Below are 21,177 nucleotides of genomic sequence, written 5' to 3'. Positions count from 1 at the left end.
GCGGCCGGTCAACGATCGGCGGGCGCCGTTGCCGCGAGCAGTTCGACGCGCTCACCGACGAGGAGTGCCCCCGTTTTTCGACGGTGGCATACATGCCGAAGATGACCGCCGCCGTGACGCCAGGTTGATGGAGACTGCCCCCGGTGCGGTTGACCTGCCGGCGAGGGGACGACCAACAGGGCCTCCGAGAACCAAGGCCGGCCGACCGGCCGATGTGGTCCTTCAGGCGGCGAGCGGACGTGCCGACTCAGAGACAGAAGAACCCCGCCGGCCCAGAAGCCGTGGGGGTTCAACTCGGTGTCCGAGGGGGGACTTGAACCCCCACGCCCTATACGGGCACTAGCACCTCAAGCTAGCGCGTCTGCCATTCCGCCACCCGGACGAGTGCGGGATCAGAGTACCCGACCGCCCGACCGGTTCGGCGCACCCCTTCGCCCGTCCGCGGGTACGTCGCCGCCCCGTGTCCGGCCGCCGGTGTTCAGCGGCTCGCCACCGCCACCCGGCCCCGGCCTGCGCGCTTGGCCTCGCAGAGGGCGGTGTCGGCTGCGGAGTAGAGCGCCCGGAGGTCCTGCGTGGAGCGCGGCAGATGCGCGACGCCCACGCTGATCGACAGCGCCAGCACGGTGCCGTCGGCCAGCACCAGCGGCTCGGCGCGCACCGCGGCCAGCAGCTCCTCGGCGCGGCGGGCGGCCACGTCCGCGGCGCAGCCGGGCAGCGGGACGGCGCGCTCGTCACCGCCCAGGCGAGATCACCCGGAACGCGTCGAACGCCTGGGCCGCGGCGGAGGAGTCCTCGGTCACCAGGTTCAGCAGGCGCAGCAGGCCGACGCCGCCGAGCGCGACAGCCGCGCAGGCACCGGGGCGATCCAGACGTTCGGCCGGCCCCAGAGCGCAGACCGCGGCCGCGACGACCTGCACGGCCACCCCGATCCACGACGCGGTCACCAGCAGGGGGCGGCCGGACGACTCCTGGAACGTGTTGAAGCCCGCCAGGACCGCCGCGCTCACGACGAGGATCAGGGCGGCGCTGCGCAGCGACGCGCGCGGATCGCGTGCGCGCAGCGACAGCATCAGCCTCATGCCGAGGGCTTCGGCACCGGGTACGGCGCGGGCGAACGCGGTTCCCCGATCGGGAGGTCGTGGCCGGCGCGGGCCCCGGTGCCCACCGGACCTAGGCTCGACGGCGTGAGCAGCCCCACGGGATCCCAGGCCCAGGACGAGGTCGCCGAGCTCCTCTCCGAGCTCATCCGCATCGACACGACCAACACCGGCGACACCGCCACGAGCGCGGGGGAGCGGGCCGCCGCCGAGTGGGTCGCGGGCAGGCTCGACGAGGTCGGCATCGACTCGGTCATCCACGAGTCCGAGCCCGGCCGGGCCAGCCTGGTCGCCCGCATCCCCGGCGCCGACTCGAGCCGCCCGGCGCTGCTCGTGCACGGCCACCTCGACGTCGTCCCCGCCGATCCGGCCGAGTGGAGCGTGCACCCGTTCTCCGGCGAGGAGCGCGACGGCTACGTCTGGGGCCGCGGCGCGGTCGACATGAAGGACATGGACGCCATGGTCCTGGCGCTGGTGCGCGAGTGGGCCCGCACCGGCGTGCAGCCGCCGCGCGACATCGTGCTCGCCTACGTCGCCGACGAGGAGGCCGGCGGCCGGCTCGGCGCGCGCTTCCTCGTCGAGGAGCACCCCGACCTGTTCGAGGGCTGCACCGAGGCGATCAGCGAGGTCGGCGGCTTCTCCATCACCGTCCGCGACGACCTGCGCCTCTACCTCGTGCAGACCGCCGAGAAGGGCCTGGCCTGGATGCGGCTCACCGCCGGCGGCAAGCCGGGGCACGGGTCGTTCGTGCACCACGAGAACGCCGTCACCCGGCTGTGCGAGGCGGTGGCGCGGATGGGCAGCCACCGCTTCCCGCTGACGCTGACCCCGCCGATGCGGGCGTTCCTCGACGCGGTCAGCGAGGCCTACGGCGTGGAGATCGACCCCGAGGAGCCCGAGGCGGCCCTCGCCCGGCTCGGCAGCATCGCGCGGATGATCGGCGCGGCGCTGCGCAACACCGCCAACCCCACGATGCTCGCCGCCGGCTACAAGGCCAACGTCGTCCCCGGGACGGCGACCGCGACCGTCGACGGCCGGTTCCTGCCGGGTCAGGAGGAGGAGTTCGAGCGGCAGCTGGCGCTGCTCGTCGGCGAGGGGATCCAGCGCGAGTGGATCGTCCACGACCAGGCCGTGGAGACGACGTTCGACGGGCCCCTGGTCGACCAGATGGTCGCGGCGCTCAAGGCCGAGGACGACGCCGCGCGGCCGGTGCCGTTCACCATGAGCGGCGGCACCGACGCCAAGAGCTTCGAGCGGCTCGGCATGCGCTGCTTCGGCTTCTCGCCCCTGCGGCTGCCCGCCGACCTCGACTTCGCCTCGCTGTTCCACGGCATCGACGAGCGGGTGCCGGTGGAGTCGCTGCGCTTCGGCATCCGGGTGCTCGACCGGTTCCTGCGGGCTGCATGATGCGGGGGTGACCTCTCCCACCCTCGGCCCCGGCTCCGTCGCGCTGATCACCGGAGGGACCGGCGGCTTCGGCCGCGCCCTCGCCGCGAAGCTGCGCGAGCGCGAGGTGACCGTCGTCCTCACCGACCTCGACAGCGAGCGCAACCGGTCGGTCGCCGCGGACCTCGGGGCGAGCTTCCTCCCGCTCGACGTCACCGACCGCGCGGCCAACCGGGCCGTGGTGGAGCAGGTCGAGGCCGAGCACGGCCGGCTGGACGCGGTCTTCCTCAACGCCGGCATCGCCGGGTTCGAGTCCGACGAGCTGTTCGACATGGACAGCTTCCTCAAGGTCGTCGACGTCGACCTGTTCGGCGTCGTCTACGGCGCCGCGGCCGCGCTGCCGGCGCTGCAGCGGGCCGGCGGCGGGTCGATCGTCGTCACCGCGTCGCTGGCCGGGCTCTCGCCGATGGCGACCGACCCCGGCTACAGCGTGGCCAAGGGCGGCGCGGTGGCCTTCGTGCGCTCGATGGCGCCGCGGCTGACCGGCGAGAACATCACCATCACCGCGATCTGCCCCGGCTTCGCCGACACCGCGATCATCGACCCGATCCGCGAGGAGTTCGAGAAGGCCGGCTTCCCGGTGCTCACCGCCGACGAGGTCGCCGACGCGATGATCGCCGCCTGGGCCTCCGGCGAGCCGGGCGCGGCCTACATCGTCCAGCCGGGCATCGGCGCGGTGCCCTACAGGTTCAAGGGCGTTCCGTCCGCGAAGACGGCGACCGGCGAGACCGCCGTCGTCCCCGAGGCGCTGCGCCCGCCGTCGATGCGCTGACCGCGGGACCGCGCACGATCAGCTGGGCTCACGGGAACGCGTCCCGGCTCGCGTCCTTACGTGAGCCAGGACGCCCGACGATCATCCGGGCTGATCGTGCGGCGGGGCTGACCGCCCGGGGGTGGTCCCGGGGCAGGCGGGCGCGGAAGACTGCGCCATGGCCGAGGCGCAGGTCCACCGCCGGATCCGCATGCGCGGGCGCGACCCGCTCCAGCCGCACCGCGCCGCGACCCCGCTGGAGCTGCTGTTCGACCTGACCTTCGTCATCGCCTACGGGACGGCGGCGAACGAGCTGGCGCACCTGCTCGCCGAGGGCCACATCGGGGCCGGCCTGGCCGGGTTCTCCTTCGCGGCGTTCGGCATCGCCTGGGCCTGGATCAACTTCACCTGGTTCGCCTCGGCCTACGACACCGACGACTGGGTGTTCCGGCTGGCCACGATGGTGCAGATGCTCGGGGTGCTGATCTTCGCGCTCGGGCTGCCGGCGATGTTCGCCTCGATCGACGAGGGCGCCGTCGTCAACAACGCCGTCATGGTCGCCGGCTACGTGGTCATGCGGGTCGCCATGGTGTTCCAGTGGCTGCGCGCGGCCCGGCAGGACCCCGCCCGGCGCAGCGCCTGCCTGACCTACGCCACCACGATCTCCATCGGGCAGGTCGGCTGGATCGCGCTGCTGGTCGCGCAGACGTCGGTCGGCGTCACGTTCGCGTGGGTCACGGTGCTGGTCCTCGTCGAACTCGTCGGGCCGGTGGTCGCCGAGTTCGGCAAAGGCGGGACCCCTTGGCACGCGCACCACATCGCCGAGCGGTACGGGCTCATGGTGATCATCGCGCTGGGGGAGGGGTTGCTGGGGACGACGGTGGCGATCGCCGCGGTGATCGGGCCGGAGGGGATGGGCTGGACGGTCGACGTCGTCGTCCTCGGCCTGGCCGGGACGGCGCTGATCTTCGGGCTGTGGTGGACCTACTTCGTGCTGCCCTGCGGGGACCTGCTGGCCCGGCACCGGCGGCGCAGCTTCGGCTGGGGCTACGGGCACATCGTCGTCTTCGCGGCGCTCGTCGCGGTCGGCGCCGGGCTGCACGCCGCGGCCCTCAAGCTCGAGCACCACAGCGCCCTCGGGACGCCGGGCACCGTGCTGACCGTGGCGGTGCCGGTCGCCGTCTACGTGGCGTCGAGCTACGCCCTCTACGACCTGCTCACCCGCACGTTCGACCCGTTCCACCTCCTGCTGCTCGCCGGCTCGGCGGCCGTGGTGCTGGCGTCGGTGGCGCTCGCCGCGGCGGGGCTGTCGCTCGCCTGGTGCCTCGCCGTCCTGGCGCTGACGCCGTGGGTGACCGTCGTCGGCTACGAGACCCTCGGCCACCGCCACCAGGACGAGGTCCTGGCGGCGGGGTGAGCGCTGAGGGCCCGGTGACGGCGGTCACCGCGGATCTGGCAGGGTCGGGGACATGCGTGCATGGCGGGTCCACCGGCTCGGCGACCCCTCCGACGTCATGTCCCTCGACGAGATCGAGCGGCCCACGCCCGGTGCGGGCCAGGTGCTGGTCAAGGTGCGGGCGGCGGCGCTGAACTTCCCCGACGTCCTGATGGCGCAGGGCACCTACCAGGAGCGGCCGCCGCTGCCGTACACGCCCGGGATCGAGCTGTGCGGGGAGATCGTCGACACCGGGCAGCGGGTGCTCGGCTCGCCGTCCGGAGGGCCCGGCGCGTTCGGCGAGTACGCGCTCATGGACGCCGCCATGGCGTTCCCGGTGCCCGAGGGCATGCCCGACGAGAAGGCCGCCGCGCTGTACCTGACCTACCAGACCGGCTGGGTCGGCCTGCACCGCCGCGCGCAGCTGAAGTCCGGCGAGGTGCTGCTCGTGCACGCCGGCGCCGGCGGCGTCGGCTCGGCGGCCATCCAGCTGGGCAAGGCCGCCGGGGCCACGGTGATCGCCACCGCGGGCGGCGAGCGCAAGGTCCAGGTGTGCCGCGACCTCGGCGCCGACCACGCCGTCGACTACACCTCCGAGGACTTCGTGCAGGTGGTCAAGGACGTCACCGGCGGGAAGGGCGCCGACGTCGTCTACGACCCGGTCGGCGGCGACGTGTTCGACAAGAGCCGCAAGTGCATCGCCTTCGAGGGCCGGCTGCTCGTCGTCGGCTTCACCAGCGGCCGCATCCCCGAGGCGCCGGCCAACCACGTGCTGGTGAAGAACTACAGCGTCGTCGGCCTGCACTGGGGGCTGTACCGCACATTCGACCCGGCGCTGTTCGGCATGGTGCACGAGGAGCTCGACCGGCTCTGGAGCGAGGGCCACATCGACCCGCTGGTCAGCCAGGCGCTGCCGCTGGAGGAGGCCCCCCAGGCGCTCAAGTCCCTCGCCGACCGCAACACCGTCGGCAAGGTCGTCCTCGTCCCCTGAGCGGCCCCCTGCAGGGTCCCGCCGCGAGCCTGCGAGCGGTGGGGCAGGGGGTTCCTTCTCAGTGCGACTGGGGCCTGCCGAGGCGGGCCTTGGTCGTTTCGACGTCCAGGCCGTGCAGCCGCAGCAGGTTCTCGCCGAGGATCTTGCGCTTGGCCTGGTCGGTGAGCTGCGGATAGCCGTAGCCCTCGCACAGGTCCTGCGGGATGGAGAAGTCCATGAACGCCCGCAGCGCCCACTGCGGGTGGAAGATCGGCGCCTCCGACCCGTAGACGATCTTGTCCTCGCCGCACCAGAAGAGCAGCTTGCCGATGATCTCGGCGAACATCCGGGGCGACCGGACGATGAAGTTGATCGTCGCCGCGATGGAGGCGTACAGGTTGGGATGACGGATCAGCTGCCAGCAGGTCTCGTCGATGAACGGCAGCCCGACGTGGAAGATCACGAAGTTGATGTCGGGGAAGTTGGCGGCCGCGCCGTCCATGTCCCAGGTCTGGGTCGCCTCGACCGGCTGCGGGCCGAGCGGCACGCCCTTGTGCACCCCGATCAGGTTGACCCCGAGCTCCTGGGCCTTCTCGAAGATCGGGAAGGCGACCTGCGGGTCGTCCATCCGCCACGGGAACGGCGAGCCGTAGTCGTAACGGACGTTGTAGAACTTGAACGCCTTGGCGCCGAACTCGCCGACCTGCCGCTCCATGAGGTCGATCGCCCTGCGCCCCTCCAGCGGGTTCACCGAGCCCCAGAAGACGGTGCGGTCGGGGTCGCGGGCGGCGAGCTCGGTGCAGGTCTCCCACGGGGAGAGCCCGTCGCGGAACAGATCGGTCAGCGGCAGCGGCATCGCCACGAGCATGTCGGTGTCGGACTCGTCGTAGACCATCTGCCGGATGTCCGACGGCGTCCACTCCTTGAGGTACTCCTCGGCGGACAGATGCGTCTCGTCGTCGGGTGTGAGCACCGAGTGGAAGGCGTAGAGGTGGTTGTTGAACATCAGCCCCTCGGGCCCGTAGGCGTTCTTCGGGGTGAAGTTGAACGGGTGCGCGACCCCGTCGAACACGAACGCGTCACCGATCACGGCTGACCTCCAGGGCGGCTAGGTACGCGTCCCGGTCGCCGGCGGCGATCGGGTCGGGCAGGAAGCGGAGCGTGCGGCGGGCGCTCTCCGAGAGGCGGTCGGTCGTCCAGGCCTCGTCCCAGACGATCTCGACCTCGCAGGAGTCGACGTCGGGGGAGGCGCCGATCGCCGCCTCGACGTCGGTGAGCACGCGGCCGGCGAACGGGCACCAGCCCGAGGTCAGCAGCAGCTCCACGCGGGCGTGCCGGTCCTCCACGGTGACCGACCGGAGCAGGCCCATGTCCACGACCGAGATGCCCTTCTCGCGGCAGCACGGGTCGTACACGCCGGACAGGGCGCGCACCGCCCACTCCGGCGCCGGTGCGGACGTCATGGCCGCATGGTGGAACCGGACCGGCCCGGACGGAAGGGGCCGGATTTCAGATGGCGACCAACGGGCGGCGATCCTCAGGCCAGGACCAGCGCGCGCGACACCCGGCCGGCGCCGGTCAGCAGGGTGCGCCGGCCGTCGCGGGCGGCGGGGGAGGTGACGACGGCGACCGCGCCGACGCCGTCCGGCGTGGCCACCGCCGCGGCCAGGCAGGCGACCCCGACGGCGTACTCGCCCTCGTCCACCGCGACGTCCCCGGCCGGCGGCAGCTGCAGGCGACGGCGGTCGACCACGGTGCGCGGCGTCAGGTCGTGCAGCGGGTGCCGGCTGAAGTACTCGTCGCGGTCGGCGGCCGGCAGCTGGCCGAGGATGCTCTTGCCGAGGGCCGTGGCGTGCCCGGCGTCGTGCACGCCGACCCACAGGTCGATCCGGGGGGCGCGGGGGCCGTCGACGATCTCCGCGACGACGATCTCCCCGTCGACGTAGCGGCCCAGGTAGACCGCGCCGCCGAGCTCGTCGCGCAGCCACTCGAGGGCCGGCCGCGCGAGCGCGACGCCGCGGGCCGCCGTCCCGTGCCGGCGGACGACGTCGATCCGGTGGCCGAGCACGTAGGAGCCGTCGTCCAGCCGCTGCAGCCAGCCCTCGTGGGCGCAGGTGCGCAGCAGGTGGTAGGTCGTGGCCAGGGGGAGCCCGGCGGCGCGGGCGACCTCTTTCGCGCGGGCCCGCCCGCCGTGCTCGGCGATGATCTCCAGCAGCCGCAGGGCCCGCTGCACCGACTGGATGAGCGTCGGCTGCCCCGGTGCTGCGCCCACGGCCCGCTCCTCTCGCGGCGGAGACCCACGATGGCAGAACCGGGGGCCGGCCGGGGGCCCGGCGCTCGTGGCCGAGTCGGCGCTACCGACCCGCCGGCGCGGCAGGCGCCACCCCGGTGGGCACGCTCGCGGCCTGGTCACCCCACGGGTTGTCGATGACGTAGCGCCAGCTGCCGTCGCTCTGCCGCTGGGCGACCTCGGCGGTCGTGCTGCCCACGCTCAGCGGCTCGCCGTCCGGGCCGGTGCCGTCGATCGACCAGGTGCACGACAGGTACGCCACCGCGCCCACGGTCACGACGACCTTGCTGTCCATGGTCAGCCGCCCGTTCAGCGCCAGGAACGCCTCGATCGCGGCGCGCACCTCGCCTCGCGAGACCTGCCCGGGCGCGACGACGACGGCGGCGTCGTCGGTGTAGAACTCCAGGAGCCGTTCGACGTCCCGGGCGTTGAATGCCTCCTGGAACAGCGGGTGGATCTGCTCCGGCGTGGTCGCGGGCATGGCGGCTCCTCGGGTCGCTGCCGATGGGACCGGAGCCTGCTCGGCGTGGCGCGGGCGCGGCTGCCCCGGTCTCCGCCGGGGCACTGCCCCGGGCCGCCCCCCGGCGCGCGGGCACCCTCCGCCACGGGCGGATCACCGTCGGCCGCGTGGGCGCCTCGGCCCCCGGGGAGCGGCCGCTAGATGACCGGCTTGGGCAGGTAGGACAGCCGCGACCGGCGCCGCATGATGACCTTCCGGGTTCCGTCGGCGTGCAGCTGGAGACGGGCGAGCTCCCAGCCGCCGGTCTCGGCCTGCAGGCTCAGCATGGTCGCCGCTGCGGATCGGGACGTGCCCGCCGGGATCCGCAGCGGCGCGAACTCCCACTCCGCGACCGCCTCCATGCGGCCGATTGTGCCCTCCGGACGCCGGGCCGTCACCCGTTCGTCACCCGGCGGCCGCACCCCGGCCCTGCCGGGCGCGTGCCCGGGCGGCACGATGAGACCCGTCGCGGCACCCGATCCGAGGAGGACCACGTGACGGAGCCCGGTTCGATCAGCGACGTGCCCGACGCCGACCGCGCCGAGCAGGAGGCGCTCCTCGACCCGCCGGCCGTGGGGCTGGCCGGCGACGCCAGCGCGCCGGCGGAGGACGTCCCGGAGGCCGACGCGCTCGAGCAGCAGCTGGCCGCCCGGCCGGGCGGGGCCGGCGGCCCGCGGCGGCCGGTGGGCGACCGGGAGGCGGACGACGCCGACGTCCTGGAGCAGGAGGCCGACGTGCCGGTCGACGAGGACGACGTCCTCAGCTGAGCAGCGGCCGGCGACTCCCGTGGCGAGGGTCGCCGGCCGCCGCCGCTGAACTGCCTGCCTACGGGACGACCTGGTACCGGGTGATCATCCCGGCGGCGATGTGGTCGTTGACGTGGCAGTGGTAGAGCCAGATGCCCGGGTCGTCGGGCGTCATGTCGGCCGTGACCATCTGGGCCGGCAGCAGCGAGACGACGTCGGTGCGCATCCCGTTGGCCACCACGGTGTTGCCGTGCCAGTGCGGGGTGTGCAGATCGACCTCGGTACCCATCGCCATCAGGTACCAGCGGACGTGCTGGCCCACCTTCACCGTCATGCCGGTCCCGGCGGTCGTACCGAGCGGCTGGTTGCCGTAGACGTAGCCGTTGATGTTGTGCATCAGGTTGGACTCGCCGAACTCCTCGTCGTCGAGCAGGGCGGGGTCCAGCCCGGCGGCCGCCATGTTCGCCGGCATGTCCAGGCTCTGGTTCTCGTCGTCGACCTGGAACACGTTGACGATCTCGCGGTCGACGTCCTTCGGGGTCCCGTCCGGCCGGGCCATGCCCTTCCGGGTCACGATGACCGGGCCCATGAGGCCGCTGTAGGTGTCGCCGACCTCGTCGGTGTGCGAGTGGTACATCCACATCACCGAGCTGCCCTCCATCGGCCCGGGGCCGGCGCGGTCGGGCACGGTGTAGTCGTAGGTGTAGGTGGTTCCGGGCGGGACGGCGTCGTCGCCCTGCTCGGCCGCGGTGGTGCCGTCGGCGTAGGGGGCACCCTCCGAGCGCTTCTCGTAGCGCAGGCCGTGCATGTGGATGCTGACCGGCCGGTCGAGGTTGTTCTTGAAGACGATGCGCACCGTGTCGCCGACGACGGCGTGGATCACCGGGCCGAGATCGCCGAGGTGCTCCCACTCCGGGGGCCGGGGCTTGAGCGTGGCGAAGGTGTCGTCGGTGTACTCCCGGTACAACGACTTCCCGTACGTGCTGCCGATCCGGTCGGGACCGGACCCCACGAACACGTTCGCCGTGTCGTCGAAGGGCTGGCCGGAGATGTCGTTGGTGCCGTCCGGCGCGTAGTTCCAGTCCACGTGGTCGGCGGCGATGTAGTACACCCGCGCCTGCCCGGCGCCGGCCTCGTCCGGCGCCGGCGCGCGGGTCAGGTCCAGCGCGACGACGACGGCGGCGACGAGCACCGCCACCGCGACGACCGTCGCGGCGATCGACGCGGCCCAGCGCCTCGGCGACGTCCTGCGCGGCGCGCGGCGCCGTTCCTCCTCTGTGGTGATCTCCATGATGGCCCCCCTGAGCCGAAACCCCGGCCGGTCCACTCCGGCTCCCCGTCGGGTTCGAAGCGGGATCCTCGGGCAGTTGCAGAGGCCAACAGAACCCCCAGCGAAGGGGTCCCCGGACCACCAGTGGTGGGGCGAAATTGCTTGAAAATTGCAGGTCAGGGGCCTGTTTCGGCTCAGCGCGCGACCTCTCGGACCCGAGACCTTCCACCGGCGGCGTGAGTTTGGTTAGGCTGCCCTAACTTCACTCCACGAGGGGCCGCCATGACCGCCTGTCCCGAGCCCGCGACCGCGCGCGCCCTCCGCCCCGGCCCGGCCGAGCGCGCCCGCACGGTCGCCGCCGCGGCGGGCGGCACCGTCTGCGCGGCCGGCGTCGAGGCCCACCTGCCGCTGGCCCACGCCGTGACCGCCGACGGCCGCGTGCTGCTGGTCGTGCCGGCCGACGGGCCGCTGGCCGCCGCGGTGGCCGCGGCGCCGCAGCGCGACCTGACCGCCCTGGTGATGGTCTGCGACCGGGCGCCGGTGCCGCTGCGCCGCCCGGTGCGCGCGCAGCTGTGGCTCTCCGGGTGGGCCACCCGGCTGCCCGAGCGGGACGTGCGCCCGGCGCTGCTCGCCTTCGCCGACGTGCGGCCGGCGGCGGCCCTGCTGGACGTCGGCCGGACGGCGACCCTGCTGCGGCTGGACCTCGCCGAGGTGGTCCTGCGCGACGGGTGCACCGTGACCGAGGTCGGCCCGGAGGAGTTCGCCTCCGCGGCCCCGGACCCGCTCGCCGGCATCGAGGCGGCCACACTGGCCCACCTCGACGCCGACCACCCGGAGTTCCTCGCGCGGCTGACCGCCCGGCTCGCGCCGGAGGACGTCGGCCCGGACGACGTCGTCCGCCCCCTCGGCCTGGACCGCTTCGGCCTGCGGCTGCGCGTCGAGCGGCCCGTCGGGCACCGCGACGTGCGGCTGGCCTTCCCGCAGCCGCTGACCTGCCCCGGTCAGCTGGGCGCGGCCATGCGGGCGCTGGCCTCCCGCTAGTCGCCCTCCACCGCCTCGGCCAGCAGCGCCGCCAGCCGGGTCCGCCGCGGCCGGACGTCGACCTCCCGCACCGCCCGCGCCAGCGCCGCGCCGCTGGCGTGCACGATCGACAGGTGCTGCTGCGCGCGGGTCAGCGCGGTGTAGACCAGCGGCCGCGACAGCATCCCGCCGGCCTCCGGCGGCAGGACGACGACCACGCCCGGCCACTCCGAGCCCTGCGCCCGGTGCACGGTGATCGCCCAGCCGTGCCGCAGGTCGAACAGCGCCTGGCCGGTGCACGTCACCGGTCCGGAGGCGAACGCGACGTCCAGCGACCCCTCGCCGGTGCCGGTGACCACGCCCACCTCGCCGTTGGCGAAGCCGATCGGCTCGAGGTCGAGGTGGTTGGCGGTCGCGACCACGCGGTCGCCGGGGTCGAAGCCGAACACCGTGCCGTCGCCGGGGTTGAGCCTGGCCTTGAGCGCCTTGTTCAGCTCGATCGTGCCGGCCGGGCCGCGGTGCACTGGGGTGACCACCTGCACCGAGCCCGGGTCGATGCCCAGCGCCCGCGGGATCGAGTCGGTGACCAGCTGCACCACCCGCCGGGACGCCTCCGCCGATCCGGTCGCCGGGACGATCACGACCTCGCGGTCCGGCGAGTCCACCGGCGGCAGCTCGCCGCCGCGGACCGCCGTCGCCAGCCGGGCGATCGCCCCGCCCTCGGCCTGCCGGTACAGGGTGGTCAGCTCGGTCACCGGGACGGCGCCCGAGTCGATCATGTCCCCGAGCACGTGGCCGGGGCCGATCGAGGGCAGCTGCGCCGGGTCGCCGACCAGCAGCAGGTGGGTGCCGTCCTGGCAGGCCTCGAGCAGCGCCGCGGTGAGCTCGACGTCGAGCATCGAGGCCTCGTCCACCACGACCACGTCGGCGTCGAGCGGCCACTCCTCGTTGCGCGCGAACCCGCCGGTGGTGCCCTGCGCGCCGAGCAGCCGGTGCACGGTCACCGCGGGGTGGTCGGTGAGCTCCTCCAGCCGCTTGGCCGCCCGGCCGGTGGGCGCGGCCAGCGCGACCTCGCTGCCCTTGGCCCGCAGCAGCTGCACGATCGCGGCCACCGTCCGGCTCTTGCCGGTGCCGGGCCCGCCGGTGAGCAGCGAGACCCCGGCGCCCAGCACCTGGGCGACCGACTTCTTCTGCTGCTCGTCCAGGCCCTTGGCCACGCTGCGCACCGACGCGGGATCGGCGATCCGCTCCGCGGTGGCCATCAGCCGCTGCACGTTCTCGGCCACCGCCTCCTCGGCCATGCCGTACCGGGCCAGCGACAGGGTGCGCAGCGCCGGGTCGGGCTCCTCGTCGGACTCGGGGTCGAACGGCGGCTCGTGCTCCAGCACCTCGCCGGACTCCACCGCGGCGACCACCGCGGCCGCCCGGTCGGTGAGGCCCTCGGCCCGCAGCGCGGCCACGACCAGGTCGGCGGGCAGGACGGTGTGCCCGTCGCGGGTCGCCGTCCGCAGGGTCTGCGCGACGATCGCCCGGCCGCGGCGGGAGTCCTGCCGGTTCGCGCCCGGCAGGATCGCGATCGCCAGGCGGTCGGCGTCGGTCAGGGTGACGCCGGTCAGGCCGAGCAGTGCCCACGGGTCGTCGCGCAGCCGCCGGCCGGCGTCCGGCCCGAGGGCGTCGGTGACGCCGGCGGCCAGCTTCGCCTCGAGCCCGGCGCCGAGGAGCAGGCCGACCACCTCGTAGGCCGGCGCGGCGGCCAGGAAGCTGGAGAACAGCCGCTCGGCGCGCTGCCGGCCGACCCGGGGCAGCTTCATCAGCCGGTCGGCGGTGACGTCGTCCGGACCGGTGATGCCCGCCCCGGGCAGCTCGGCCGCCGTCCGCTTGCCCAGGCCGGGCCACAGCCCGGCGGCGCAGAAGGCGGCGAAGACCTGGTCGGGAGGGCTGCTCATCGGCGCTCGGGGTAGCCGAAGGGGGGCGCGGAGACGTCCTCGAGCGCGGTGCGGATCGCCGCCGGCAGCCGGACGCCCTCGGCGTCGAGCGAGGCCTGCAGCTGGTGCGCCGTCCGCGCGCCGACGACCGGGGCGACGACGCCCGGGCGGTCGCGCACCCAGGCCAGCGCCACCGCGAGCGGGGTGGTGCCCAGGCCCTCGGCGGCGGTGATCACCGCCTCGACGATCCGGTCCGACGTCGCCGAGCGCAGCCCGTCGATGAAGCCCTGCCACTGCGGGGAGGCGCCGCGCGACTCGGTCGGGGTGCTGTGCCGGTACTTGCCGGTGAGGATCCCGCGGCCCAGCGGCGACCAGGCGAGCACGCCCAGCCCCAGCGCCTCGGCGGCCGGCACCACCTCGCGCTCGACCCCGCGCTGCAGCAGCGAGTACTCCACCTGGGTGCTCACCAGCGGCGTGCGGCCGGGCCAGGCCCGCTGCCAGGTCGCCGCCTGGGCGGTCTGCCAGCCGGTGAAGTTGCTCACGCCGACGTAGCGGACCCGCCCGCTGGAGACGGCCTGATCGCACGCGGCGAGGGTCTCCTCGAGCGGGGTGGTGTCGTCCCAGGCGTGCAGCTGCCAGAGGTCGACGTGGTCGACGCCCAGGCGCTCCAGCGACGCGTCGAGCGCGGCCAGCAGGTGCCCGCGCGACGCGCCCCTGCCCATCGGTCCCTCCGCCGTCCGGCCGACGGCCTTGGTGGCGAGCAGCACGTCGGCCCGGGGGACGACGTCGGAGAGCAGCCGGCCGAGGACGCGCTCGCTCTCGCCCCCGCAGTAGACGTCGGCGGTGTCGACGACGGTGCCGCCGGCGTCGACGAAGGCGGTGAGCTGCATCGCGGCCTCGTCCTCGTCGGTGTCCCGGCCCCAGGTCATCGTCCCCAGCGCCAGCCGGGAGACGACCAGGCCGCTGCGCCCCAGCGCCCGTTGCTCCACGAGCGGCCAACCTACCGGCGGAGGGGGACGACGGCCGGGGACCGTCCCCACCCCGGAGCGGCGCGTCCGGTCACCCAGGGAGGCCGCCTACCCTGACCTTCCGTGCCTGCCGCAACGCCGTCCGTGCCCGTCGTCCCGCAGCCGAGGGGCTGAGCGGCGTGGGCTGGTTCGAAGCCGTCGTCCTGGGCCTGGTGCAGGGGCTCACGGAGTTCCTGCCGATCTCCTCCAGCGCCCACCTGCGCATCGTGGGGGAGGCCTTCGGCTGGGACGACCCCGGCGCGGCGTTCACCGCGATCACCCAGATCGGCACCGAGGCCGCCGTCCTGCTCTACTTCCGGCGCGACATCGCCCGGATCGTCTCGGCCTGGGTGCTCTCGCTGTTCGGGAAGCGCAAGCACGACCCGGACGCCCGCATGGGCTGGCTGATCATCCTCGGCAGCATCCCGATCATCGTCCTCGGCCTGCTCTTCCAGGACCGGATCGAGACCAGCCTGCGCGACCTGCGGATCGTCGCGATCGCGCTGGTGGCGTTCTCGCTGATCCTGTTCTGGGCCGACCGGGTGGGCCGCAAGAAGCTGGAGCTGGCCGACCTCAGCGCCCGCGACGGCGTCCTCTACGGGCTGGCCCAGGCGCTGGCGCTCATCCCGGGCGTCTCGCGGTCCGGCGGGACGATCACCATGGGCCTGTTCCTCGGCTACACCCGCGCGGCGGCGGCCCGGTACTCCTTCCTGCTGGCCATCCCGGCGGTGCTCGGCTCGGGCTTCTTCCAGGCCTACGAGGCGCTGACCGGTGACCTCGCCGGCGGGCAGGTCGACTGGGGGCCGACGATCCTGGCCACGGTCATCGCCTTCGCCGTCGGGCTCTCGGTGATCGCCTGGCTGCTGCGCTACCTCAACCGCGGCAGCTTCACCCCGTTCGTCGTCTACCGGGTGGTGCTCGGCCTGCTCGTGCTCGGCCTGGTCGGCGCCGGCGTCCTGGCTCCCCGCTGAGCGGTTCCGTAGCCTCGACCCGTGACGACGGTCGTGCTGCTGCGCCACGGGCGGACGACGGCGAACACCGGCGGCGTCCTGGCCGGGTGGACGCCGGGCGTGCAGCTCGACGAGACCGGCCTCGAGCAGGTGCGGGCCGTCGCGGCGCGGCTGGCGCCGGTTCCGCTCGCCGCGGTGGTCAGCAGCCCGCTGGAGCGCTGCGTGCAGACCGCGCAGGCCGTCGTCGGCGACCGGCAGCTGGAACTGCAGACCGACGACCGCCTCGGCGAGGCGAAGTACGGGGACTGGACCGGGCGGCCGCTCAAGGAGCTGGTCAAGGAACCGCTGTGGAAGGTGGTCCAGCTGCACCCGTCCGCGGCCGTGTTCCCGGGCGCCGAGGGGGAGGGGCTGGCACAGACGCAGGCGCGGGCCGTCGCCGCGGTCCGGGAGTGGAACGCCAAGCTGGGCCCCGAGGCGGTCTGGCTGGCCTGCAGCCACGGCGACGTGATCAAGGCGGTGCTCGCCGACGCGCTCGGCCTGCACCTGGACTCGTTCCAGCGGATCGTCGTCGACCCGGCCTCGATCTCGGTGATCAGCTACACCGACACCCGGCCGTTCGTCGTCCGGATGAACGACACCGGGGGCGACGTGGCCGCCCTGCTGCCGCCGCCGAAGAAGCGGCGACGCCGCAAGACGGAATCGGACGCCGTCGTCGGCGGCGGCGCCGGACCGGGCGCCTGAGCCCGGTGTCATCGGCTGGACCTGCCCCGACGCCCGCGTAACCTGGGGCCCGTGCCACGCCAGGTCCACCTCTTCGATCGCCCGACCCGGTTCGTCGCCGGCACGGTGGGCCAGCCCGGAGACCGCACCTTCTACCTGCAGGCCTCCGATGCCACCGGCCGGACCATCAGCGTCGCCCTGGAGAAGACCCAGGTGCAGGTGCTCGCCGACCGCATGAGCGAGCTGCTCGACGAGATCGCCGCCCGCGCCAACACCGTCATCCCGCCCGACGCCGACGTCGACGACCTCGACCCGCTCACCCCGCCGGTCGACGAGGAGTTCCGGGTCGCCGCCATGGGCCTGGCCTGGGACGGCGAGGCGCAGGCCGTCGTCGTCGAGGCCGTCGCCGCCGGTGACGAGCCGATCGAGGAGGAGGCGATCCTCTCCGACGCCGAGGAGGGCCCCGACGCGCTGCGCGTGACCATCACGCCGGGCGCGGCGCGGGCGTTCGTGGCCCGGGCCCGCCGCGTCGTGGCCGCCGGGCGGCCGCCGTGCCCGCTGTGCTCGCTGCCGCTGGACCCGACCGGCCACGTCTGCCCCCGGCAGAACGGCTACCGCCGCTGACCGGCGGCGTCCTCCCGCCGATGAGCGAACAGCCCGAGCCGGTCGCCGCGAGTGACCTGCGGCCCCCCGCCGACGACGCCGAGTCCGCCGTCCTCCTGGCCGACGGCGAGATCGACCTCGAGGGGCGGCTGCTCGACGCGTCGAACGTGACCCTGATCGGCACGATCCGCACGGGCACGCTCGAGGCCGAGTGCGTCTACAAGCCGGTGGCGGGGGAGCGGCCGCTGTGGGACTTCCCCGACGGCACCCTCGCCGGCCGCGAGGTCTCCGCCGCCCTCGTCTCGGAGGCCACCGGCTGGCGGATCGTGCCGCCGACCGTGCTGCGCGACGGTCCGTTCGGGCCCGGCATGGTGCAGCTGTGGATGGACGGCGACCCCACCGTCGACCTGGCCGCGTTCGTGCGGCAGGACCTCCCGGCGCTGCGGCGGATGGCGGTCTTCGACGCCGTGGTCAACAACGCCGACCGCAAGGGCGGGCACATCATCCCGATGCCCGACGGCCACGTGTACGGCGTCGACCACGGCATCTGCTTCTCCGTCGACCCCAAGCTGCGCACCCTGCTGTGGCGCTGGGCGGGCAAGCAGCTGCCCGCCGAGGCGGTCGAGGTGCTGGAGCGGCTGCAGGACGGGCTGCTCGGCGACCTCGGCGAGCAGCTGCACGAGCACCTCACCCGCCGCGAGGTGCGCCGCACGCAGCAGCGGGTCGCCGAGCTGCTGCGCACCCGCCGCCACCCCGAACCCTCGGGGGACTGGCCCGCCCTGCCCTGGCCGCCCTTCTGAGTTGCGCGAGATCTGCACAGTGGTCGCCTTCGAGGCCTCGAAGGCGACCACTGTGCAGATCTCGTCGGTGGACGGCTGCAGGATCAGCGACATGCCGCACCGCTCCCGCCTCGCCATCCTGCTGCTCGACCTGCCGCCCGAGCACCACGTCGCCGGCGTGGACTTCTGGTCCGCGGCCACCGGCCACCCGCTCGAGCCGGACTCCGCCGACGACGACTGGGCCTCGCTGGGCGTCTTCGGCGACGGCTTCAAGCTGGAGACACAGCGGACGGGGGCGGGGACGCCGCCGCGCTGGCACGTCGACATCGAGACCGACGACATCCCCGCCGAGGTGGCCCGGCTCGAGGCCCTCGGCGCGAAGCGGACGGCGGACATGGGCTCGTTCTGGCAGATGACCGACCCCGCCGGGCTGGTCTTCTGCGTCGTCGGCATCCAGACCGGCGAGGCGTTCGAGAAGTACGCCACCACCTGGCCCTGACGCCGGACTACTCGATCGTGACCAGGCCGATCATCGCGGCGGCCTGGGCGGGGTCGCCGTCCACGGTCAGCACCTCCATCCCCAGCCGGTGCCACAGCGCGAGCAGCAGGTCGCCGGCGTTGCCGGTGACCGCCGCGATCGGGAACGGCCGGGTGCCGGGGAAGAGGGTGCGCTCGGCGTCGGCGTCGACGGCGTGCAGGACGACGGGGTGCGCCCCGGCCGGCGGCCCTTCGGGCAGCACGCCCGGCACGAACACCTCCAGCCACTCGTCGATGCCGTCCAGCCCGACGTCGGCCGGGATCGGGCGCAGCTCGCCCAGCACCTGCTCGACGTCGGCAGTGTGCACGACGGTCTCGACCATCTGCCGGCGCAGCACGAACGCCACGTCGCGCCGCGGCGCCCACGTCCAGACCGGCTCGGCCGGCTCGGCGCCGTCCAGGGCGGCCTCCAGCTCGGCCGCCGACAGCGCGGCGAAGCCCAGCAGCTCGTCGTCCGGACGGCGCTGCGGCTCGGGGTAGGCCGACGGGTCCTGCGCCCGCGTGCGCACGATCCACGCCCAGAAGTGCTGCACCTCGGCCAGGTGCCAGACCAGGTCGGCCACGCTCCAGCCGGGGCAGCCCGGCACGTGCGCCGTCCACCCTCGCTCCAGCACCGCGGCCGCGGCCGCGTCGGCGAAGCGGGCGTTGGCCCGCTGCAGCACCGGCAGGTACTCGTCGAGCTCCATCTGCACTCCCTCCGGCGGCGGCCGCACGTGCGTGAGAGGACCGTAGGGCCACACGGGGACGGCCCGCGGTTTTCGTCCGCGTCGGACCTCGCCTCTAGGCTCGGCGTCGTGCTCTCCTGGCCCGCCCCGCTGCTGCCGACCCTGCCCGGGGCCGGCCCCGCCCTGAAACTGCACGACACCGCCCGCGGCGAGGTGGTGGCCACCAGCCCCGATCCGACCGCGCGCATGTACGTCTGCGGGATCACCCCCTACGACGCCACCCACCTGGGCCACGCGGCCACGTACCTGGCCTTCGACCTGGTCAACCGCGTGTGGCGGGACGCCGGGCACGCCGTCCACTACGTGCAGAACGTCACCGACATCGACGACCCGCTGCTCGAGCGCGCGGAGCGCGACCACGAGGACTGGATCGTCCTCGGCATGCGCGAGACGGCGCTGTTCCGCGAGGACATGACGGCGCTGCGCGTCCTCCCGCCCGACGACTACGTCGGCGCGGTCGAGTCGATCCCGCGGATCGTCGCCCACATCGAGGACCTGCTCGACGAGGGCCTGGCCTACGTGCTCGACGACGGCACCGGCGACGTCTACCACGACGTCGCCCAGGCGCCCGGGTTCGGCGGGGAGTCCCGCTACGACGAGGCCACCATGCTGCGGCTGTTCGCCGAGCGCGGGGGAGACCCCGACCGGCCGGGCAAGCGGCAGCCGCTGGACCCGATGCTGTGGCGCGGCGAGCGGCCGGGCGAGCCGTCCTGGTCGGGCCCCCGCGGCGTGGCCGGGCGGCCCGGCTGGCACATCGAGTGCGCCACCATCGCGCTGGAGACCATCGGTATGGGCTTCGACGTCCAGGGCGGCGGCAGCGACCTGGTGTTCCCGCACCACGAGTTCTCCGCCGTCCACGCCGAGGCGCTCACCGCCACCAAGCCGTTCGCGCGCACCTACGTGCACGCGGCGATGATCGGCCTGGACGGCGAGAAGATGAGCAAGAGCCGCGGCAACCTGGTCTTCGTCTCCCGGCTGCGCGGGGACGGCGTCGACCCGATGGCGATCCGCGTGGCCCTGCTCGCCGGCCACTACCGCACGGACCGGGAGTGGACGCCGGACCTGCTGCGCGCGGCCGAGGACCGGCTGGCGACCTGGCGCCGGGCAGTCGGCACCACCGCCGGCGCCCCCGCGGCCCCGGTGCTCGCCCAGCTGCGCGAGCGGCTCTCCGACGACCTCGACTCACCCGGCGCGATCGCGGCGGTCGATGCCTGGGCGCGGGCGACCCTCGACGGGGCCCGGGAGGACGACGGGTCGCCGGCCCTGGTCCGCGACGCCGTGGACGCCCTGCTCGGCGTGGCGCTGTAGCGGCATGGGCGACCGCTTCCGGCTCACCGGCCGCGCCGCCCGGGAGGCGGAGGAGGAGCAGCTGGCCCCGGCGGCCGCCCGCTCCACGGCCAGCCGCGGCCGCGCCGTCGGCGAGCCGGAGGATCCGCTGCGGACGGCGTTCGAGCGCGACCGCGACCGGATCCTGCACGCCAAGGCCTTCCGCCGGCTCAAGCACAAGACGCAGGTCTTCCTGAACCCCGACGGCGACCACTTCGTCACGCGGCTGACCCACACGCTGCAGGTCAACCAGGTCGCCCGCTCGCTGGCCCGGGCGCTGGGCCTCAACGAGACCCTCGCCGAGGCGATCGCGCTCGGGCACGACCTGGGCCACTCGCCGTTCGGGCACATCGGCGAGGACGCGCTCGAGCCGTACGTGCCCGGTGGCTGGCACCACGCGGCGCAGGGGGTGCGGATCGTCGAGGTGCTGGAGCACCTGAACCTCACGTGGGAGGTCCGCGACGGCATCCGGGCGCACAGCTGGAAGATCAGCCCGCCGCCGGCGACCCGCGAGGGCGAGTGCGTGCGCTACGCCGACCGGATCGGCTACCTGTCCCACGACGCCCTCGACGCCGTCCGCGCCGGGGTGCTGAAGGTGTCCGACCTGCCGGCCCGCGCCCGCGCCGTGTTCGGGGAGCCGGGCAGCGAGATGGTCGGCGCCATGATCGACGCGGTCGTCGAGGGCAGCCTGTCGCCGGAGAACTCCGCCGGCGTCGTCGTCATGGCGCCCGGGCCGCTCGAGGCCTTCCACGAGCTGCGGACCTTCATGTTCGAGCGGGTCTACGGGTCCCCGACCGCGGCCGGGCAGAAGCACGTGGCGATCGACGTCATCCGGCGGCTGGTCGACCACCACCTGGCCCATCCCGAGCTCATCCCGGCCAGCTACCGGGACACCTCGGCCGATCCGGTCACGCAGGTCGTCGACTACGTCTCCGGGATGACCGACCGGTTCGCGCTGTCCATGCACGACCGCCTCTTCGACGACGACGCGTCGTCCCGGATGACCCCGCTGCTGCGCACGTCCTGAGCCTGCCCCGCGGATCGGGTGCGCCAGCATCGTCGTGATGTCCCGAAAGCGCCC

24 protein-coding genes and 1 tRNA gene are annotated in these 21,177 nt (G+C 74.2%); 13 read left to right on the top strand and 12 right to left on the bottom strand.

Translation table 11 applies throughout. The features are described 5' to 3' along the window. Nucleotides 1-298 precede the first annotated feature (298 nt). The 3 genes from AB3388_RS14040 to AB3388_RS14030 form a co-directional block, all read right to left on the bottom strand. A tRNA-Leu gene (locus AB3388_RS14040) sits at nucleotides 299-382 on the bottom strand. A 96-nt stretch (nucleotides 383-478) separates the two neighbouring features. Continuing rightward, nucleotides 479-694, bottom strand: coding sequence for a diguanylate cyclase (locus tag AB3388_RS14035; RefSeq protein ID WP_495411382.1), 216 nt, complete (start codon nucleotides 692-694; stop codon nucleotides 479-481). 37 nt (nucleotides 695-731) lie between these two features. Next, nucleotides 732-1,070: a hypothetical protein gene (locus AB3388_RS14030; RefSeq protein WP_495411381.1), complete on the bottom strand. Its 339-nt coding sequence runs from the start codon at nucleotides 1,068-1,070 to the stop codon at nucleotides 732-734. A 114-nt stretch (nucleotides 1,071-1,184) separates the two neighbouring features. Between AB3388_RS14030 and AB3388_RS14025 the strand changes: the two genes are divergently transcribed. From AB3388_RS14025 to AB3388_RS14010, 4 genes are all read left to right on the top strand, one after another. Then, on the top strand, nucleotides 1,185-2,504 hold the full coding sequence (locus tag AB3388_RS14025; protein WP_495411380.1) for a M20/M25/M40 family metallo-hydrolase: 1,320 nt from the start codon (nucleotides 1,185-1,187) through the stop codon (nucleotides 2,502-2,504). 7 nt (nucleotides 2,505-2,511) lie between these two features. Continuing rightward, the gene (locus AB3388_RS14020; protein ID WP_495411379.1) at nucleotides 2,512-3,315 is read left to right on the top strand and encodes an SDR family oxidoreductase; all 804 of its coding nucleotides are present in this window, start codon (nucleotides 2,512-2,514) and stop codon (nucleotides 3,313-3,315) included. 157 nt (nucleotides 3,316-3,472) lie between these two features. Next, the gene (locus AB3388_RS14015; RefSeq protein ID WP_495411378.1) at nucleotides 3,473-4,711 is read left to right on the top strand and encodes a low temperature requirement protein A; all 1,239 of its coding nucleotides are present in this window, start codon (nucleotides 3,473-3,475) and stop codon (nucleotides 4,709-4,711) included. A 52-nt stretch (nucleotides 4,712-4,763) separates the two neighbouring features. Then, nucleotides 4,764-5,720, top strand: a complete 957-nt coding sequence (locus AB3388_RS14010; protein ID WP_495411377.1) for an NADPH:quinone oxidoreductase family protein — start codon at nucleotides 4,764-4,766, stop codon at nucleotides 5,718-5,720. A 58-nt stretch (nucleotides 5,721-5,778) separates the two neighbouring features. On the opposite strand, the gene AB3388_RS14005 is transcribed toward AB3388_RS14010, so the two are convergent. From AB3388_RS14005 to AB3388_RS13985, 5 genes are all read right to left on the bottom strand, one after another. Next, entirely contained in the window at nucleotides 5,779-6,789 is a 1,011-nt protein-coding gene (locus AB3388_RS14005; protein ID WP_495411376.1) for an amidohydrolase family protein, read from the bottom strand. Continuing rightward, on the bottom strand, nucleotides 6,779-7,162 hold the full coding sequence (locus AB3388_RS14000; RefSeq protein ID WP_495411375.1) for a metal-sulfur cluster assembly factor: 384 nt from the start codon (nucleotides 7,160-7,162) through the stop codon (nucleotides 6,779-6,781). Before AB3388_RS14000 ends, AB3388_RS14005 begins: the two co-directional genes overlap by 11 nt. Nucleotides 7,163-7,236: 74 nt before the next feature. Further along, nucleotides 7,237-7,971 carry an IclR family transcriptional regulator gene (locus AB3388_RS13995; RefSeq protein WP_495411374.1) on the bottom strand — a complete coding sequence of 245 codons (735 nt, stop codon included), beginning with the start codon at nucleotides 7,969-7,971 and terminating at the stop codon, nucleotides 7,237-7,239. 82 nt (nucleotides 7,972-8,053) lie between these two features. After that, complete coding sequence (locus AB3388_RS13990) at nucleotides 8,054-8,470, bottom strand: YybH family protein (RefSeq protein WP_495411373.1); 417 nt, start codon at nucleotides 8,468-8,470, stop codon at nucleotides 8,054-8,056. 176 nt (nucleotides 8,471-8,646) lie between these two features. After that, the gene (locus AB3388_RS13985; protein WP_448628670.1) at nucleotides 8,647-8,850 is read right to left on the bottom strand and encodes a DUF5703 family protein; all 204 of its coding nucleotides are present in this window, start codon (nucleotides 8,848-8,850) and stop codon (nucleotides 8,647-8,649) included. Nucleotides 8,851-8,982: 132 nt separating this feature from the next. On the opposite strand from AB3388_RS13985, the gene AB3388_RS13980 reads away from it, so the two are divergent. Further along, nucleotides 8,983-9,255, top strand: coding sequence for an Rv3202a family protein (locus tag AB3388_RS13980; RefSeq protein WP_495411372.1), 273 nt, complete (start codon nucleotides 8,983-8,985; stop codon nucleotides 9,253-9,255). Between the two features lie 58 nt (nucleotides 9,256-9,313). Here AB3388_RS13980 and AB3388_RS13975 read toward each other — a convergent pair whose 3' ends face one another. Next, nucleotides 9,314-10,525 carry a multicopper oxidase domain-containing protein gene (locus tag AB3388_RS13975; protein WP_495411371.1) on the bottom strand — a complete coding sequence of 404 codons (1,212 nt, stop codon included), beginning with the start codon at nucleotides 10,523-10,525 and terminating at the stop codon, nucleotides 9,314-9,316. Nucleotides 10,526-10,786: 261 nt separating this feature from the next. On the opposite strand from AB3388_RS13975, the gene AB3388_RS13970 reads away from it, so the two are divergent. Then, nucleotides 10,787-11,545 (top strand): DUF2470 domain-containing protein, encoded by a 759-nt coding sequence (locus tag AB3388_RS13970; protein ID WP_495411370.1) that lies wholly within the window; start codon nucleotides 10,787-10,789, stop codon nucleotides 11,543-11,545. Here the strand turns inward: AB3388_RS13970 and AB3388_RS13965 are convergent. Then, on the bottom strand, nucleotides 11,542-13,470 hold the full coding sequence (locus tag AB3388_RS13965; protein WP_495411369.1) for an AAA family ATPase: 1,929 nt from the start codon (nucleotides 13,468-13,470) through the stop codon (nucleotides 11,542-11,544). The genes AB3388_RS13970 and AB3388_RS13965 overlap by 4 nt on opposite strands. Further along, entirely contained in the window at nucleotides 13,467-14,438 is a 972-nt protein-coding gene (locus AB3388_RS13960; RefSeq protein WP_495411368.1) for an aldo/keto reductase, read from the bottom strand. Before AB3388_RS13960 ends, AB3388_RS13965 begins: the two co-directional genes overlap by 4 nt. A gap of 158 nt (nucleotides 14,439-14,596) precedes the next feature. On the opposite strand from AB3388_RS13960, the gene AB3388_RS13955 reads away from it, so the two are divergent. The 5 genes from AB3388_RS13955 (at nucleotide 14,597) to AB3388_RS13935 (ending at nucleotide 18,007) form a co-directional block, all read left to right on the top strand. Then, on the top strand, nucleotides 14,597-15,427 hold the full coding sequence (locus tag AB3388_RS13955; RefSeq protein WP_495411367.1) for an undecaprenyl-diphosphate phosphatase: 831 nt from the start codon (nucleotides 14,597-14,599) through the stop codon (nucleotides 15,425-15,427). A 21-nt stretch (nucleotides 15,428-15,448) separates the two neighbouring features. Then, nucleotides 15,449-16,147: a histidine phosphatase family protein gene (locus AB3388_RS13950; protein WP_495411366.1), complete on the top strand. Its 699-nt coding sequence runs from the start codon at nucleotides 15,449-15,451 to the stop codon at nucleotides 16,145-16,147. A 51-nt stretch (nucleotides 16,148-16,198) separates the two neighbouring features. Next, nucleotides 16,199-16,750, top strand: a complete 552-nt coding sequence (locus tag AB3388_RS13945; protein WP_495411365.1) for a DUF3090 family protein — start codon at nucleotides 16,199-16,201, stop codon at nucleotides 16,748-16,750. Nucleotides 16,751-16,770: 20 nt separating this feature from the next. Then, nucleotides 16,771-17,529, top strand: a complete 759-nt coding sequence (locus AB3388_RS13940) for an SCO1664 family protein (RefSeq protein WP_495411364.1) — start codon at nucleotides 16,771-16,773, stop codon at nucleotides 17,527-17,529. A gap of 91 nt (nucleotides 17,530-17,620) precedes the next feature. Then, nucleotides 17,621-18,007, top strand: coding sequence for a VOC family protein (locus AB3388_RS13935; RefSeq protein ID WP_495411363.1), 387 nt, complete (start codon nucleotides 17,621-17,623; stop codon nucleotides 18,005-18,007). 7 nt (nucleotides 18,008-18,014) lie between these two features. On the opposite strand, the gene AB3388_RS13930 is transcribed toward AB3388_RS13935, so the two are convergent. Continuing rightward, nucleotides 18,015-18,731: a maleylpyruvate isomerase family mycothiol-dependent enzyme gene (locus AB3388_RS13930; protein ID WP_495411362.1), complete on the bottom strand. Its 717-nt coding sequence runs from the start codon at nucleotides 18,729-18,731 to the stop codon at nucleotides 18,015-18,017. Between the two features lie 108 nt (nucleotides 18,732-18,839). Here AB3388_RS13930 and mshC point away from each other — a divergent pair, with 108 nt between their 5' ends. Both mshC and AB3388_RS13920 read left to right on the top strand, forming a co-directional pair. After that, a complete protein-coding gene (gene mshC, locus AB3388_RS13925) occupies nucleotides 18,840-20,078 on the top strand; it encodes a cysteine--1-D-myo-inosityl 2-amino-2-deoxy-alpha-D-glucopyranoside ligase (RefSeq protein WP_495411361.1) in 1,239 nt (412 codons plus the stop codon). Nucleotides 20,079-20,082: 4 nt separating this feature from the next. Beyond that, nucleotides 20,083-21,123 (top strand): HD domain-containing protein, encoded by a 1,041-nt coding sequence (locus tag AB3388_RS13920; RefSeq protein WP_495411360.1) that lies wholly within the window; start codon nucleotides 20,083-20,085, stop codon nucleotides 21,121-21,123. Nucleotides 21,124-21,177: the final 54 nt, after the last annotated feature.

It is taken from the genome of Geodermatophilus sp. SMS 5-13, assembly GCF_059428245.1.
The sequence above is the reverse complement of the archived record's forward strand: the minus strand, read 5'-3'. Positions and strand labels throughout refer to the sequence as shown.

Excerpts from the sequence above, each read along its gene's own strand:
- AB3388_RS14030 (WP_495411381.1), bottom strand. The coding sequence starts at position 1,070 with ATGCTGTCGCTGCGCGCACGCGATCCGCGCGCGTCGCTGCGCAGCGCC.
- AB3388_RS14015 (WP_495411378.1), top strand. The coding sequence starts at position 3,473 with ATGGCCGAGGCGCAGGTCCACCGCCGGATCCGCATGCGCGGGCGCGAC.
- AB3388_RS14010 (WP_495411377.1), top strand. The coding sequence starts at position 4,764 with ATGCGTGCATGGCGGGTCCACCGGCTCGGCGACCCCTCCGACGTCATG.
- AB3388_RS14000 (WP_495411375.1), bottom strand. The coding sequence starts at position 7,162 with ATGACGTCCGCACCGGCGCCGGAGTGGGCGGTGCGCGCCCTGTCCGGC.
- AB3388_RS13990 (WP_495411373.1), bottom strand. The coding sequence starts at position 8,470 with ATGCCCGCGACCACGCCGGAGCAGATCCACCCGCTGTTCCAGGAGGCA.
- AB3388_RS13985 (WP_448628670.1), bottom strand. The coding sequence starts at position 8,850 with ATGGAGGCGGTCGCGGAGTGGGAGTTCGCGCCGCTGCGGATCCCGGCG.
- AB3388_RS13975 (WP_495411371.1), bottom strand. The coding sequence starts at position 10,525 with ATGGAGATCACCACAGAGGAGGAACGGCGCCGCGCGCCGCGCAGGACG.
- AB3388_RS13970 (WP_495411370.1), top strand. The coding sequence starts at position 10,787 with ATGACCGCCTGTCCCGAGCCCGCGACCGCGCGCGCCCTCCGCCCCGGC.
- AB3388_RS13965 (WP_495411369.1), bottom strand. The coding sequence starts at position 13,470 with ATGAGCAGCCCTCCCGACCAGGTCTTCGCCGCCTTCTGCGCCGCCGGG.
- AB3388_RS13940 (WP_495411364.1), top strand. The coding sequence starts at position 16,771 with ATGAGCGAACAGCCCGAGCCGGTCGCCGCGAGTGACCTGCGGCCCCCC.
- AB3388_RS13935 (WP_495411363.1), top strand. The coding sequence starts at position 17,621 with ATGCCGCACCGCTCCCGCCTCGCCATCCTGCTGCTCGACCTGCCGCCC.
- AB3388_RS13930 (WP_495411362.1), bottom strand. The coding sequence starts at position 18,731 with ATGGAGCTCGACGAGTACCTGCCGGTGCTGCAGCGGGCCAACGCCCGC.
- AB3388_RS13920 (WP_495411360.1), top strand. The coding sequence starts at position 20,083 with ATGGGCGACCGCTTCCGGCTCACCGGCCGCGCCGCCCGGGAGGCGGAG.